The sequence below is a fragment of the Sandaracinaceae bacterium genome (genome assembly GCA_020633055.1).
Lineage (GTDB): Bacteria > Myxococcota_A > Polyangia > Polyangiales > Houyiibacteriaceae > JADJJE01.
In genome coordinates, this window is record JACKEJ010000013.1 from 208215 (window position 1) to 222867 (window position 14653).

General features: G+C 70.5%; 12 protein-coding genes and 1 tRNA gene. 7 read left to right on the forward strand and 6 right to left on the reverse strand.

The window, feature by feature from the left end; translation table 11 throughout:
- Nucleotides 1-156 precede the first annotated feature (156 nt).
- The 4 genes from rseP (at nucleotide 157) to H6726_28885 (ending at nucleotide 4131) form a co-directional block, all read left to right on the forward strand.
- Nucleotides 157-1851 carry an RIP metalloprotease RseP gene (gene rseP, locus H6726_28870; protein ID MCB9661694.1) on the forward strand — a complete coding sequence of 565 codons (1695 nt, stop codon included), beginning with the start codon at nucleotides 157-159 and terminating at the stop codon, nucleotides 1849-1851.
- Nucleotides 1815-3236 (forward strand): hypothetical protein, encoded by a 1422-nt coding sequence (locus H6726_28875; GenBank protein MCB9661695.1) that lies wholly within the window; start codon nucleotides 1815-1817, stop codon nucleotides 3234-3236. The genes rseP and H6726_28875 overlap by 37 nt, the downstream gene beginning before the upstream one ends.
- Nucleotides 3237-3274: 38 nt before the next feature.
- Nucleotides 3275-3351 (forward strand) — tRNA-Pro (locus tag H6726_28880).
- 171 nt (nucleotides 3352-3522) lie between these two features.
- Nucleotides 3523-4131: a response regulator gene (locus tag H6726_28885; protein ID MCB9661696.1), complete on the forward strand. Its 609-nt coding sequence runs from the start codon at nucleotides 3523-3525 to the stop codon at nucleotides 4129-4131.
- Nucleotides 4132-4172: 41 nt separating this feature from the next.
- Here the strand turns inward: H6726_28885 and H6726_28890 are convergent, their stop codons facing one another.
- Both H6726_28890 and H6726_28895 read right to left on the reverse strand, forming a co-directional pair.
- Complete coding sequence (locus tag H6726_28890; GenBank protein MCB9661697.1) at nucleotides 4173-5324, reverse strand: tetratricopeptide repeat protein; 1152 nt, start codon at nucleotides 5322-5324, stop codon at nucleotides 4173-4175.
- Nucleotides 5321-6007, reverse strand: coding sequence for a PEGA domain-containing protein (locus H6726_28895; GenBank protein MCB9661698.1), 687 nt, complete (start codon nucleotides 6005-6007; stop codon nucleotides 5321-5323). Before H6726_28895 ends, H6726_28890 begins: the two co-directional genes overlap by 4 nt.
- A 160-nt stretch (nucleotides 6008-6167) precedes the next feature.
- Between H6726_28895 and H6726_28900 the strand changes: the two genes are divergently transcribed.
- From H6726_28900 to H6726_28910, 3 genes are all read left to right on the forward strand, one after another.
- Nucleotides 6168-6728 carry a DUF1232 domain-containing protein gene (locus tag H6726_28900; GenBank protein ID MCB9661699.1) on the forward strand — a complete coding sequence of 187 codons (561 nt, stop codon included), beginning with the start codon at nucleotides 6168-6170 and terminating at the stop codon, nucleotides 6726-6728.
- 416 nt (nucleotides 6729-7144) lie between these two features.
- Complete coding sequence (locus H6726_28905) at nucleotides 7145-9325, forward strand: (Fe-S)-binding protein (protein MCB9661700.1); 2181 nt, start codon at nucleotides 7145-7147, stop codon at nucleotides 9323-9325.
- Between the two features lie 128 nt (nucleotides 9326-9453).
- On the forward strand, nucleotides 9454-9891 hold the full coding sequence (locus H6726_28910; protein MCB9661701.1) for a flagellar biosynthetic protein FliO: 438 nt from the start codon (nucleotides 9454-9456) through the stop codon (nucleotides 9889-9891).
- On the opposite strand, the gene H6726_28915 is transcribed toward H6726_28910, so the two are convergent.
- The 4 genes from H6726_28915 to H6726_28930 form a co-directional block, all read right to left on the reverse strand.
- Complete coding sequence (locus tag H6726_28915; protein ID MCB9661702.1) at nucleotides 9810-10439, reverse strand: hypothetical protein; 630 nt, start codon at nucleotides 10437-10439, stop codon at nucleotides 9810-9812. The genes H6726_28910 and H6726_28915 overlap by 82 nt on opposite strands.
- Nucleotides 10440-10644: 205 nt before the next feature.
- The gene (locus H6726_28920) at nucleotides 10645-12144 is read right to left on the reverse strand and encodes a hypothetical protein (protein MCB9661703.1); all 1500 of its coding nucleotides are present in this window, start codon (nucleotides 12142-12144) and stop codon (nucleotides 10645-10647) included.
- Nucleotides 12145-12239: 95 nt separating this feature from the next.
- Nucleotides 12240-13037 (reverse strand): hypothetical protein, encoded by a 798-nt coding sequence (locus H6726_28925; protein ID MCB9661704.1) that lies wholly within the window; start codon nucleotides 13035-13037, stop codon nucleotides 12240-12242.
- 86 nt (nucleotides 13038-13123) lie between these two features.
- Nucleotides 13124-14383: a cytochrome P450 gene (locus tag H6726_28930; GenBank protein ID MCB9661705.1), complete on the reverse strand. Its 1260-nt coding sequence runs from the start codon at nucleotides 14381-14383 to the stop codon at nucleotides 13124-13126.
- Between the last annotated feature and the right edge of the window lie 270 nt (nucleotides 14384-14653).

Below are 14653 nucleotides of genomic sequence, written 5' to 3' on the forward strand. Positions count from 1 at the left end.
GCGCCGGCCGGCATTTCATGACAGGATACACCCCAAGGGTCGAGTTGGCCCGCAGCGCCCAAGCACCTACATCGCCTCTACGACGCGCGTCCCCGCCCCTCGCGTCCCGTCCACCCGCGTCCCGTCCACCCGCGCCCGCCGATCCGCCGCCTTCGCATGAACCTCGTCTACTTCGTGATCCTCGTCGGCGTGCTGATCTTCGTGCACGAGCTGGGGCACTTCACCTGGGCCAAGCTCTTCGGGGTCAAGGTCGAGACGTTCAGTCTGGGGTTCGGACCCACCCTCGCCTCGTTCAAGTGGGGAGACACGGTGTACCGAGTGGGCGCGCTCCCGCTCGGGGGCTACGTGCGCATGCTCGGGGAGAGCCCGCGTGACTACGTGAAGCCCGAGGATCGTCCGCGCAGCTTCTTCGCGCAGGCCGTGTGGCGCCGCGTGATCATCGTGCTGGCGGGCCCCGCCATGAACCTCTTCTTCCCGCTGGCCCTGTTCTTCCTGGTCACCCTGGGCGCCGACGCACTGCTCACCCCGGCGGAGGTCGGCTCGGTGCGCCCCGGCATGCCCGCCGACGGGCTGCTGCTCCCGGGCGATCGCGTCGTCGCGGTCAATGGCCAGCCCGTGTCCACCTTCAGCGCCGTGTCGCACATCGTCCGGCAGCACCCCGGCGACCTGGTGGTGTTCGAGGTGGAGCGAGAGCGCGCGGACGACGCGGGCCACGGCGAGCGACAGCGCTATGTGGAGGTGCTCCTGGCGGCACCGGGTGAGAGCCCCCGCATCCCGGAGCTGGGGGTGGTCGAGCGCGTGGGGCTCGTCGGCATCAGCCCAGCGAGCCCGCTGCCCGTCGTGGGCGTGACCTCCCCGGCCAGCGTCGCGGCTCGCTCGGGCATCCGCACCTTCGACCGCATCCTGGGCCTCGGGGGCACCCGCATCGACGAGCTGCGCCAGACGCGCCGGCCGCTCGACGTGCACTCGCTGGTGCCCGTGACGCTGCTGCGCCCCGAGCGGGTGGAGGGGGCCCTCGGGGGTCTGGTGGAGCTGGACGTCTACCGGCCACACTTCACCTCGTTGGTGGTCCCTCCGGGCGACGGGGACCCGCTGCACCGCGTGGGGCTCGAGAGCGCCGCCACCTACGTCTCGCGCGTGCAGCGCGGCTCGGCCGAGCACCAGCTGGGGCTTCGGCCGGGCGACCGCATCATCGCGGTGGACGAGCACGTGGTGCGTGTGTGGGCCGACGTCGTCGACCTGCTCGGCAGCCACGAGGTGGCAGACCACCACATCGTCTGGCGTCGCGGCGACCGCCTGCACGAAGGCACGCTGGTGCTGCCACGCGTGCAGGGCACCACCCCCCACGGCGAGATCTACGATCGGGTCGTGATCGGCGTCGACGGCTTCCGGCCGGTCACCATCCTGCCCGCCGTCCCGCCCGACAGCCAGCTGGCGTACGCCGCCCGGGTCGCCGTCGACGAGACGCGTCGCATGGTGGAGCTGACCCTCTACTCGCTGCTGCGGCTCTTCCAAGGGCGCATCACGGTCAAGTCCATCGGCGGGCCCATCAGCGTGTACGAGGAGACCGGCCGAGCCGCGCGCGCGGGCGCCAGCGACTACCTGCGCCTGATGGCGTTCGTGAGCGTGAACCTGGGCATCCTCAACTTGCTGCCCATCCCCATGCTCGACGGAGGGCACCTGCTGTTCTTCCTGATCGAGACCGTCATGCGGCGCCCCATCTCACGCCGCCGCCGCGAGCAGGCCGGGCTGGTGGGGCTGGTGTTGCTCTTGCTCATGATGGCGATCGCCTTCAAGAACGACATCGAGCGCCTATGGCCGGACACCCCCGAGAGCAGCAGCGCGCCCTGAGCGCCGACGCCCGCGCCGTCGCCATCGAGGTGCTGCGCCGGGTGGATCAAGAGGGCGCGTGGGCCAGCCGGGCGCTCGACGCCGAGCTGAAGCGGCGCGGGGCGAGCGGTCGAGACGCGGCGCTGGCCGCCGAGATCGTCTACGGCACCCTGCGCACCCTGCCGTGGCTGGACGCACGCCTCGCGACCCGCATGAAGCGCTCGGGGCGCGTGGACGCGCTCACCCGCGCCGCGCTGCGCGTGGGTCTGTACCAGCTACAGCACCTCTCGCGCGTGCCCCCCCATGCCGCGGTGAACGCCAGCGTGAACGCCGTGCGCGAGGCTCGCGGCCAGCGCGTCGCAGGCTTCGTGAATGCCGTCCTGCGCGGCCTGGCCGCCGATCGCCCGCGTGAGCCGGCGCCCCCCGAGCGCGTCGCCCTGCCGGCGTGGCTCGAGCAGGCGCTGATCGCATCCCTGGGGGCCGAGCGCGCGGACACGCTGACGCGCGCGCGAGTGCTGCCCCCCCCCCTCGATCTGCGCGTGTCGGCGGGTCGCGAGGTGGCCGAGGTCTTGGAGCGCCTGCGAGACGCCGCCCTCGTGGAAGCCGACGCGGACGCGGGCCCGGGGTCGACCGCGGACGCAGGCCAGGGGCCGACCGCGGACGGCGAGCGGGGCGGCCCTGTGTTCGACACCCTCCCCGCCTCGCCGCGTGCCCTGCGCGTGAAGCGGGCCGGTGACCCGCGCCGCCTGCCGGGCTTCGACGAGGGCGACTTCGTGGTGCAGGAGATCGGCTCGCAGCTCATCGCCCAGCTGGTGGACGCACAGCCCGGCGAGCGCATCGCAGACGCCTGCGCCGGCCGGGGCGGGAAGACGCTGCTGCTGGCCGAGGCCGTCGGGGCGACCGGACACGTCAGCGCCTTCGAGCTGCACGAAGCGCGGCTGGAGCAGATCCCGGCGGCGCTCACGCACGTGGGATGCCAGACCGAGGTCGAGCTGGTGTGCGCGGACCTGGCCGTGGGCTGCGCGGGGCTCGAGGGGCGCTTCGACCGCGTGCTCATCGACGCGCCCTGCACGGGGGTGGGCACCTTCCACCGGCGCCCCGAGCTGCTGCTGCGGCTGAGCCAGAACGACCCGGAGCGCATGGGAGCGCTCCAAGCGCGGCTGCTCGCGAACGCGGCGCAGTTGGCGCGCCCAGGTGGGGTGGTGTGCTACGCGGTGTGCTCACCCTTGGCCGAGGAGGGGGCGGCCGTGGCGGGCCAGGCTGCAGCGCTCGGGCTGCGTCCCCTACCGTTCGGAGACGACGCGTGCGTACCCCCGGACACCGACGGGGCCGTGCGGATCGGCCCCTGGACCCCAGGCGTCGCGGAGAGCGCGGACGCCTACCAAGTATTTCGTTTCCTTCGTTGACAGCCTCGGGGCCGGGAGCTAGGTTCCGGCCGCTCAATCGGGGCGTAGCGCAGTTTGGTAGCGCGCACGGTTCGGGACCGTGAGGCCGGAGGTTCGAATCCTCTCGCCCCGACCATCCATCCATCCCGACGCGAACACGGTTGGCCCAATCGAGGGACTGGGCCAACCGGTGTTGCGGATGCTGACGAGGGGCAGATCGACCGTCGTCCAGCCACCACGGATCCGATCACAGCGAAAAGTAGTTGGCCCGGTCCAGGTATTGGGCCAACCTTCCGCCTGAATCATCATGCCGAAGCTTCCCCAACAAGTCCGCGTGCTCGTCGTCGACGACGACAAGGCCATCTGCGAGTTCATGGAAACCTTCCTCACGGCGGATGGTTTCGAGGTCACCACGCTGAACGACCCGCAAGCCGTGGAGGAGACCGTGCGCGCAGGCGGATTCCATCTGCTCGTGCTGGATCTGATGATGCCCAAGATGGACGGCGTCGAGGTCCTCGAGCGCGTCCGACGCGTCGACAAGGACGTCGCGGTCGTGATCTTCACGGGTTACCCCTCGCTCGACACCGCCGTGCAGAGCATGAAGCTCGACGCGGTGGACTACCTCAAGAAGCCGTTCAACCCCGACGAGTTCCGCACGGTGCTCGAGCGCGTCCTGCGCAAGAAGGGCCTGTCGCGCACCCCCGAGGAAGACCTGCACAAGGTCATCGGCGAGTCCATCCGGCGGCTGCGCAAGGACGCGGGCCTCACGCTCAAGCTGCTCTCGCGGCGCACCAACCTCAGCGTGTCGCTGCTCAGCCAGATCGAGCGCGCCGAGTCCAGCGCCAGCATCAGCTCGCTGTACAAGATCGCGACCGCGCTCGACGTGCGCATCCAAGATCTGTTCGGCGACTACTGAACGGCCCCTCGCGCGGAGTGTCCCGCCAAGGCTGCTTCGGATCAGGGCGGCTCGGCGGGCGGATGCGCGTTGGTTCGTGCGGCGACCTCGTCGGCAAGCGCGGGGAGTCCCGCAAGCCGCAGCGCCGCCACCAGCTCGGAGCGGGCGACCCGCCCGTCGGTCGCTCCAGCCGGCACGCGCGCCAGCCACCCGGCTCCCTCCGCGGCCCGGCCGACGCGGGCCAGGCACATGCCCACCAGCAGCATCTGGTGCGGCGTCGCCTCGGCCGGACGCGCGACGACGGCCCCCAAGAGCTCGAGCGCGATGTCGGGCCGGCGCACCGTGAGATACAGCGCCGCGCGCGCGTCGAGCCCACCCACGTCAGCGTCGCGTAGCAGCGCGAGCTCGGCCTCCGCCTCGACGTTGCGGCCAGCCGCCGCCAGCGCCCGCACACGCAGCACGCGCGCGTGGGGCGTGTGTGTGACCAGCTCGAGCAGACGCACGGCGAGGTCGGGTCGGTGCGCCTCCAACGCGAGCTCTGCCACCCGGGCGACCTGCGCGCCGTCGCGGGGTACCCCCTCGGGCCACTCCTCGAGGACCCTCGAGGCCTGATCCAGATCTCCACCCTCGAGCGCCAGCAGCAGCTGCGCGGCCAAGACGTCGGCCTCGGCGTTCTCGTCTCCACAAGCACGGAGCGCCGCAGCGGCGTCGGTCGCGCGTCCGAGACGCGTCAGCAGGCGGCCCTGCGCGAGACAGAGCGCCGCAGATCCGGGCAGCTCGTCGTCCCCCTGTGCGAGGGTGTGGAGCGCCTCGTCCGACCGGCCCTGCGCCTCCGCCCAGCGCGCTCGCGCGAGCCACAGCTCCACCGCCCCCGGGAAGCGGGCGAGGGAGTCGTCCAGCACCCGGTCGGCGCGCTCCCACTCCCCGGCCTCGATGAGCGCTTGGGCATGACGGGACCGCAAGAACGCGTCGTCCGCAGAGCCCGCGCGGGCCTCGGCGAAGTAGCGGGCGGCCGCGGCGGGCTGACCGCTGGCGAGCGCGATCTCACCACGCAGGTAGTGCTCGTACTGGTAGGGCGACACATAGGGCGTCGCTGCCGGGCCAGCAGGGGTCTCTCGGACGATGGTCGGGGGCACCCGAGAGGCGCAGCCGAGCGCGCACGGGGCAGCCAGCGCGCACGTGGAGAGCGCAACGTAGACCGCCAGATGCCTCATGGCGCATCCCCTGCCGGGCGCGAGGGCGAAGGCACCATCCGCACATCGACGCGGACCCCGCCCGCGTCCACCTCGACCACCTCCGCGTGCGACGCGTACCCCTCTGCGCTCACGTGGAGCGTGTGCCGCCCCAGGGGCACCTGGGTCACACCCAGCGGAACGACGCCCAACGCGCGCTCGTCGAGGTACAGCCGCGCCCCGGGCACATCGCAGGTGATGAGCAGCGGCGCCGTGCTGGGCTGCGGGAGCTCCAGCCCCACGACCGCCTCGTGGATGGCGCTGCGGAACGACCCGGACGCGTCGAGTCGCAGCAGCACCAGGACGGGCGACCCGAGCGCGCGCCCGCCAGCGTCGAATGGCGTGAGCGTCATGCTGGGCCCATCCTCCGAGGCCTGGAACCTCACCAGCACGACGGCGTAGGCGTGGCGCCGGAGCATCCACAGGGCCCGGCAGCGAGCGAGCTCGCAGGCGGCGAACGCCTCGGCAGGCGCACGCTGGGCGTCGGCGCGCATATCGCGACCTGGCGCGCGCAGGCGCAGCTCCGCGAGAAGCAGCGCGAAGGCGGACCGGGCGTCGTCCTCGGCGACCCCCTCGAGTCCACCAATGACCAGGCGCGTGTGGTCCTGAGCCGCAGCGGGGGCAGCGCTCGCCACCAGGCCGACGATCCCCATGGCGACCGCCACGCCTGCCCACCGACCCGGAAGGCCCACTAGGCGGTCGAGACGCTCGGCGAACCTCGGAGGCCTTGTCGGCCAGGTTACGGGTAGTCCTTGCTTCATTGCGCAGGTGTTCTCTATCATCGCCGCTGCTCTCGCACGACGCGAGCATGAAAAAGGGCGCCCGATGAGCCAAGAGAACGAAGACCTCAACAAGTACCTGGACCTCTTCCCCGCATGGCTGCGCGGCCTCGGCGAGGACGCCTCCGAGCTGGTGGACCTGGTGCCCATCTCCGCCATCTCCACCGATGCGCGCGAGTGCATCGCGGGTGGGGTCAACTACCTCTTCAAGAGCCTCGACCTCATCCCGGACGGCATCGACGACATCGGCTACCTGGACGACGCCTTCGTGCTGCGCGTGGCCGCCGAGCTCGCCAGCGAGGGCGACATCAGCGGCGTGCCGGCCGACCGCATGCGCTCGCTGGGCCGCTTGGCCAACGACTGCGAGGACATCCGCGAGTTCCTCGGCAAGGACTACGAGCGCCTGAAGATCTACGTGCGCAGCCTGCGCAAGGGCGCGGCCCGCGGGCGCTCCGTCCAGGACATCCTCGAGGACGCGGCCACGCAGCAGTCTTTCGTGGACGACGTGCGCAACTTCGTGCGGGGCTTCGAGGCCCCCAGCTTCTCGCGCGAGACCAAGAACCTGGTGAAGCTGAAGGCGTTCTTCGACGCCAAGCTGCCCCGCTGAGCATGGTGCCCCCGGCCGACGGCGCCGCGGGTCCACCTCCCGGCGCTCGTCCGGGTCCCGTCGCCCGCGCCATCCCCAGGCCAGCGCGCCCCACCCGCCCCGCGACAGTGGGGGGGGCCAAACTGGGAAGTCGCCAGTCCTCGTGGTCGAGGCATCCCGGCTGGCTGCGTTGCTCCTCGGTCACATACCTTACGGTATGCTCCCTCGTCGCGCCTTGCCATCCGAGCGCCTCGACCACGATCCTCAGTCGACTTCCCGGTTCGCGCCCCCCTACACGCGGCGGCGGGTTTGACTTGTCCGCTGTCCACTTCTAGAACCCCGGCAGAGTCCCCACGCGCCGCCCGCCCCCGCGGTCGAGCGTGGTCGTATGAAACAGCCCCGAGCGCCACGCAGGGGACTAGAGGAGCAAGAGAACCATGAGCCCCATCGGAATGACGCTGGTCTTGCTGACCACCCTGGGCTTCTTTTCCTGGAGCGCCAAGCGCCGCGTCCGTCAGTTGAAGGTCGGCGTGCCCGACCCCGACTTCGACCTGTCGCGCCCGGGTGAGCTCTTCGACCGCGTGAAGACACTCACCATCTACGCCTTCTTCCAGAAGAAGATGCCCAACTACTCCATCGCGGGCTTCGCCCACGTGGGCATCTTCATGGCGTTCCAGGTCCTGCTCCTCAACAGCATCATGCTCTGGGGCCGTGGCTTCGACCCCACCTTCGACTTCTGGGGGCTGCTCAGCACGGACCACATCGTCGGGCAGGGCTACTCGCTCATCAAGGAGCTGGCCGCCGGCGCTGCCGTGCTCGGCGCGTGCGCCTTCTGGTACATCCGCCTGGTCAAGAAGGGCGTCGACCATGGCGACCCGAAGTACAGCCAGCGCGGCGCACGCATGACGCTCGGCAACGAGCCCAACGTCATCCTCGGCATCATCTTCACCATGATGGTGGCGGACTTCCTCTACGTGGGCGCCTCCGTGGCCATCCAGCACGCGGCCGAGGGCACGCCCGTGCACTGGACCTGGTACGAGCCCATCGGCTCGGTGCTGGCCCTGATCTTCAGCGGCATGGACGTGGGGCAGGCCCCGCTCACCGTGCTCCAGCACGTCGGCTTCTGGTGGCACTCCGCGTTCGTGTTGATCTTCCTGAACATCCTCCCGTTCTCGAAGCACTTCCACATCATCACCGTCATCCCCAACGTCTTCGCCTACCAGCGCCGCCACAACGCGCTGCCCAAGGTCGAGGACCTCGAGGGCAAGGTCGAGCGTGAGGAGTCGCTGGGCATCAACCAGATCTCGGACCTCACCTACAAGGGCATCCTCGACCTGTACACCTGCACCGAGTGCGGGCGCTGCAGCGACAACTGCCCGGCCTTCATCACGAACAAGAAGCTCTCGCCCAAGCACCTGACCCTGGCGCTGCGCAACCACCTCTACGACACCGAGGAGGCCATGTTCGGCAAGGGCGACACCGTCACGGACCCGAAGGACACGGCCGACGCGCCGGCCGCCGAGGGCGACGGCACCGTCGAGATGTACGGCAACCCCCCGCCCCCCGCAGGCGCCTACTTCGAGAGCGGGCAGGTCGTGGAGCTGGTCCCCAACATCATCCACCCGGACGTCATCTGGGCCTGCACCAGCTGCCGCGCCTGCGAAGAGCAGTGCCCGGTCATGATCACCTACGTCGACAAGATCATCGGGATGCGTCGCGAAGAAGTGATGATGAAGAACGAGTTCCCGGCCCAGCTGCAGACCGCGTTCAACGGCATCGAGACCAACGGCAACCCCTGGAACATCTCGGCCATGGACCGCGCCGACTGGGCCGACGGCCTGGACGTGCCGCTCATGAGCGACACCCCGGACGCCGAGGTGCTCTACTGGGTCGGCTGCGCCGCCAGCTTCGACGACCGCGCCAAGAAGGTGGCCCGCGCCACCGTGCAGCTGCTCAAGCAGGGCGGGGTGAACTTCGCCATCCTCGGCACCGAGGAGACCTGCACGGGCGACCCGGCCCGCCGCGGCGGCAACGAGTACCTGTTCCAGACCCTGGCCGAGCAGAACGTCGAGACGCTCAACGGCTATGGCATGAACGGCAAGCGCACCATCATCACGGCCTGCCCGCACTGCTTCAACACGCTCGGCAACGAGTACAGCGACTTCGGCGGCAACTACGACGTGGTGCACCACAGCGAGTTCCTCAACGGGCTCATCGCGCGCAACAAGCTGACGCCCACCAAGAAGGTCGGCGGCAAGGTCGCTTACCACGACAGCTGCTACCTGGGCCGCTACAACGACGTGTACAGCGCCCCGCGCGACGTGCTCACCGCGGCGGGCGTGGAGCTGGTCGAGGTGGAGTACTGGAACAAGAACAAGGGCCTGTGCTGCGGCGCCGGCGGCGCGCAGATGTTCATGGAGGAGCACGGCGAGCGCGTGAACACCAAGCGCACGCTGCAGCTGCTGGACACGGGCGCGAGCACCATCGCGACGGGCTGCCCCTTCTGCTCCACCATGCTGACCGACGGCCTGAAGGACCAGGAGAAGGAAGACTCGGTCAAGCAGCTGGACATCGCGGAGATCCTGCTCGCCAGCATCGAGCTCGACGCCGCCCAGTGATCTTCTAGCGCGCTCTACTGCAGCAGCCGATTGGGCCGGGCGAGGCGCTCCTCGACCCGGCCTTCGCCTTGCTTCTCGCGCTCGCACCCCTGCTTGTCGCTCCCGCACCCTCATGTCATGAGGGGTGCGTGTGGGTACTTCTCCAGACTACCTCGGCGCCGGTCGCCCCTGCCCTCGCGGGTGGCTACGGCGCCGCGCTGCTGCAGGCACTGGTGGCGCTGGTGGCGGTGAGCGTGCTGGCGTGGGTGGTGCTCCGCGGGCTCTCCCGTGGGGGCCTGCTGCGGGCCCACAGCGGCCGGGTGAGGGTGCTGGAGCGCACCCCCCTGGACCCACGGCACGCGCTGGTGCTGGTGGAGGTGGACGGCCAGACGCTGCTGTTGGGCGTGGGTGAAGGCAGCGCCCCGGCGTTGCTGCGCGAGCTGCCAGCGCACAGGCCGGATGGCACGGGGGACGAAGCGACCCATGGGCCGACGCACGACGCCCCTCAGGGGTTCAGCGCCGCGCTCGCCCGCGTGAGGTTGCTGCGCGCAGCCAGCTCGAGCCGGGACGAGAAGAACTCGGTCTGATACAGCCGCGGCAGGGCCAACAGGCGCGTGAGGAAGCGCCCCCGCCCGGTCCGGAACGCTGCCTCGGGCACGACACGATACTCCTCGGCGATGGCGCGCTCGTAGTCGTCGAAGCGCTCTGGCTCGGCACCCAGGATGGCCATGTCGGCGTCCAGGAAGTGCAGAAGGTCGGACGCCTCGCCCGTGGCCTCGTGAGCGAGTGAGGGACTCTCGGCCCCGTGCCGTGCGGTCGCCTCGATCAGCGCCACGACACGCGGCACGTCACAGGGTAGCCCGTGCTGCGCGATGCAGCTGCCCGCCAGCTCGGCCGAGCGCGCCTCGTTGTCGGCCTGGCCCGCCACGTACACCGCGTCGTGGAAGAGCACGGCTGCCAGCACGTCACTCGGGTGTGCCCACCCGGGGCCCTGGTCGCGCACCGCGGCGAACCACGCGAGCAGCTCCTCCACGTGGCGCAGGTCGTGGTAGGCGCGCTTCGGCGTCGTGTAGGCCTCCGCGAGCGTGGTGGCGAGAGCCAGCACCGCAGGTGGAGCCCAGCCCGCATCCAACATGGCCTGGGTGACGGTCGAGACGGAGACGACGTCCATGGGTGTGCCCAGCGTGTCCCGGAACGCTGGCTCCCGCCAACCTCTCCAACCGCAGGCGCCCGAAAGAGAGCAGCCCGTCCGAGGGTCCCGGACGGGCTGCCGAAAAATGGAGCGCGCCCAGAGAAGGAGTCCCACCGACTCCGGACGCGCTCAGTGAGTCCGCGGGGAGTCAGTCCGCGCTCACCTCGACCTGGAAGACCGCCACGCGGACGCCGTTCGCGTCGTTGTTGGTGGTCGCGACGAAGCGCGTGCCGTCTGGCGAGAGCGCCACGTTGAAGAACTGGCTGGTGACGGCGCCGCTGGTCGACGTGAAGACCCCGTCGTCGCCGACGCTCTCGTCCAGCGTTCCGTCAGGGCGCACGACGTAGACAGCCGCCTGGCCGCCGAAGCGCCCGACGTGCACGGTCCGGTCGTCCGCAAGCGCGATGATGGCGCGCCCGCGCTCCTCGAACGACGGCAGGCTCAGCGCCTCGCTCTGCACGGCGAGCTCACCCTGGTGACCGAAGTCCGCGTTCAACCCCGTGGGCGTCACGCCGAAGATGACCACGTCCTGCGCCTGTGTGGTCTCGTAGCCCAGCGTGGAGGGCGTGCCGGAGGACGTCGCCGCGCCGTAGCCGGTGGTCACGTAGGTGCCGTCCGAGAGACGCGCCACGCCATAGGCCTCGGCCGCACCGCCATCGACGACGTACGGGTTGAAGCGCGCGACGCCGGGGCGCGCCGTGTCCCAGCCGAAGCCGAACGCCGAGTCGACCGTGCCGCTGGGCAGCAAGCGAATCAGCACGACGTGGTTGTCGAGCCCCGCGCCGAAGTTCGCATAGCCCGAGCTCACGATCGCCCCGTCGGCCTCGACGAAGCCACGGCGCGCGTTGTCGCCCACCCCGCTGTCGAACGTGAAGGGCGCGCCGCCGTTGAAGCCCGCGTCCACCACGCCATCGACGCTCAGGCGGACCACGAAGCGGTCGTTGTCGAAGCGCTGCGCGTCGCCCGCGTTCTCGTCGTAGGCCGCGCTGCCCATGCCGAACACCACCAGGCGCTCCGCGCTGCCGGAGCGGTCGAGCTTCAGGTCCCAGCCCGTGTCGCTGGGGAAGCCCCCGCCCGAGAACTGCATGCCGTCAGGGTTGCTCGAGGTGAACGTCGGCACCGGCCAGCTGGCGTCCGCCGCGGCGTCCCAGCCGAAGGTCACGGTCACGAGGCCGTTCGTGCCGAAGCCGGTGCGTTGGTCTCCGCTGCTGTCCAGGCGGAAGAGCACCACGTCCTGCCCGTTGGGGCGCTCCGCGGGATCACCACCGTCGATGTCCGCGATGGCCTCGCCCCCCTGGCCGTCCGTGACGTTGGCCAACACCACCACGTCGCCGCCCGAAAGCTCGACGATGGCCATGGGCTGCTCGTCGCCATCGACCAGGTTGAGCACCACCACGCCCTCGTCGCCGAAGCTGGTGTCGAGCGCGCCGTCCGCGGTCATGCGCACGACCACGCTCTGGCGGTCGTCGGGGTTCACGTCGGTGAAGCCTGCGGCGTAGATGCGGCCGTTGGCGGCGTACGTGAGGCCGCGCAGGTCGTTGGCGTCGGTGAGGATCACGTCCGCGGTGCGCGTGATGGGATCACCACAGCCCACCAAAGCGGCCGTCGCCGCCAGCAGTCCCCCACACACCCCATTCCGTCCAAGCATCCGTCGCGTCTCCGTCTTCAAGTGATATTGAAAGTGATATTCACTTTCGTCCGAGACGTAGCGTGACTGCCAAGAGGCGTCAAGGGACCCCCGCGTCAGTCGCGGTCGCAGTCGTAGTACCCGTCGTCCTGACGTGTGCACACGAACATGGCACGGACGGTCTCGACGTCACGTGGGCCGTGGACCCCGGGTTCGCCCGTGTAGGCGAAGGTCTCGTCCGTGAGGGTCACCTGGATGCGCACCCCCTGTGCCGTGCGCTGGAGCCGGCCCAGGCGGTAACCCACAGACGAACCGGGGATGTCGTAGGCCTCACCCAGCTCTCGGGTGGTGGTGTAGTCCACCCCTGGTGTGCGGACGACGAGATAGGCTCGCCGCGTCTCCCCATAGCTCGTGTCATCCACCACGAACTCGAGCACGTCGGCGCGAGCCGCCTCCGGGAGCGTCACCCCACCACGCAGGAACGCGCAGCTGCGCACCAAGTCGGGGTCGTCCACCAGATCGGCGCACAGCGCGGGGGCCGCCGCGGGGGTCATGTCGATGGGCTGGATGGGCTCGGTGGGCGCGGTGGACGCCTCGACCGGCTCGTCCGCTCCGGACGGGGGCTCGGAGTCGGCGACGGGCGCAGCGTCCGTCGCGGCTGGTTCGGCATTGGCATCGGCGGGCTCGCCCATCGGGTCGCCAGACGTGCCACTCGGGTGTTGCGCGCTCGCCTCCGCGCCGGCGGGCGACTCGGTGGGCGCGAGCGGCGCGCTGCTCCCACACCCAGACCACAGGGCCATCAGCGCGCACAGCGCCATGCGCCCGCGGCGGAGCGTGAAGCGTGGACAGTCACGCATGGTCGTCACGGCGAGCGAGCTGGCCGGCGGGGGCGAGGAGGGCATGTCGGTGAGCACGGCCGAGTATACGCGCGCGGCACCGAGGGGCTGCCCGAGTGGGCCGGACGCTGGGTCTGGTGTGAGAGACGTGTGGGGCGCCGCCCCTACCCGGGATGAAACGGCAGCCGCTCGTAGCCGCGCACGAACGCGGAGCGGGTGCGCTCGGCTCGCGCCAGATCCAGCTGGTACGCGGGGAAGCGCGCGAGCAGCTCCTCGAGCCCGATGCGCCCCATCATGCGCGCCAGGTGCGCGCCGATGCAGTGGTGCGGGCCCTGGGTGAAGCTCATGTGCCGCTGCACGTCGCGCGTGACGTCCAGCTCGTGCGCGCGCTTACCGTACTGGCGCGGGTCGCGGTTGGCGCTCGCGTACAGCAGGTGCACCTTGGCCCCCTCGGGCAGCGTCTGGCCGTACAGCTCGAGCGGCGCGGTGAGCGTGCGCGACAGCCCCTGCACCGGCGCGTCGTAGCGCAGGAACTCGTCCACCGCGGGGCCGATGCGCTCGGGGTGGGCCAGCAGGTGCGCGCGCTGCGCCGGGTGTTCCTGCAGGCGCACCAGCGCGTTGGCCAGCATGTGGTTGGTGGTGTCGTTGCCGCCGGCGATGAACACGAAGCAGAAGCCGAGGAGGTCCCAGTTGCTCAGCTTCTCGCCGTCCACCTCGGCCGCGCGCAAGGCGGAGAGCATGTCGTCACCCGGGTCGGTGCGGCGCCGCTCCAGCAGCTGGATGAAGTAGCCGAACAGCTGCGCCACGGCCTGCACCGCGTTCCCAAGGGAGGCCTCCTCCATGGAGCTGCTGGTGATGGCGGTGGACCACGGGTCGAAGCGCGCGCGGTCCTCGGGGGGCACGCCCAGCAGCTCGGCCAGCGCGAAGGTGGGGATGGGTGAGGTGTAGGCGCTCACGATGTCCACGTCCTCGCCCGCAGCACAGCGCGCCGCCACGTCGTCCACACGCGCCCGCACGAACGCGCGGATGAGCGGCTCCATGGCCGACACCCGGTCGGGCGTGAAGCCCTTGGAGATGAGCCGCCGCAGGGCCGTGTGCTTGGGCGGGTCCATCATGATGAAGGTCGGGGCCAGCCCCAGGAGCTTCATCTCGTCCTTGATGAACGTCAGCCCGCGCGCGGACGAGTAGTGCGTGTAGTCGCGCGTGGCGCGGAACACGTCGTCGAAGCGCGAGAGCACCCAGAAGTCGCCCTCGTCGTGCCGGTACAGCGGCGCCTCCTCGCGCAGCCGCTCGTAGAGCGGGTACGGGTCGGGCAGCTCGCCCACCACGAACGGGTCGTAGCGCAGCGGGCCCGGTGAGGACGCGTCGGCGACAGGCGCACCGGGGCCGGATGGGCTTTCGGGACCGTGGGTGCTGGGGCTCATGGTGGGCTGCATGACGGCGTCTCCTCCACACAAGGTGCGCGTGGAGCGCGGGGTCGCGCAAGACAACTTTTTTATTTTGTCTCACCGCAGCGGTCTCGAAGGGCGGGATCCAACGCAGAAGTTGGGCACCCGAGATTGGAAGAGGCTGTTTGACGAGGTATCCCGATTTAGGGGCACCCCGGACTAAAGTCCGGGGCAGCGATCCCAGGTGATCGCTCGCTCAAAGTCCGCCCCCTGCGGAGGCGGACTGCGTCTCGTGGACCGCTGTCG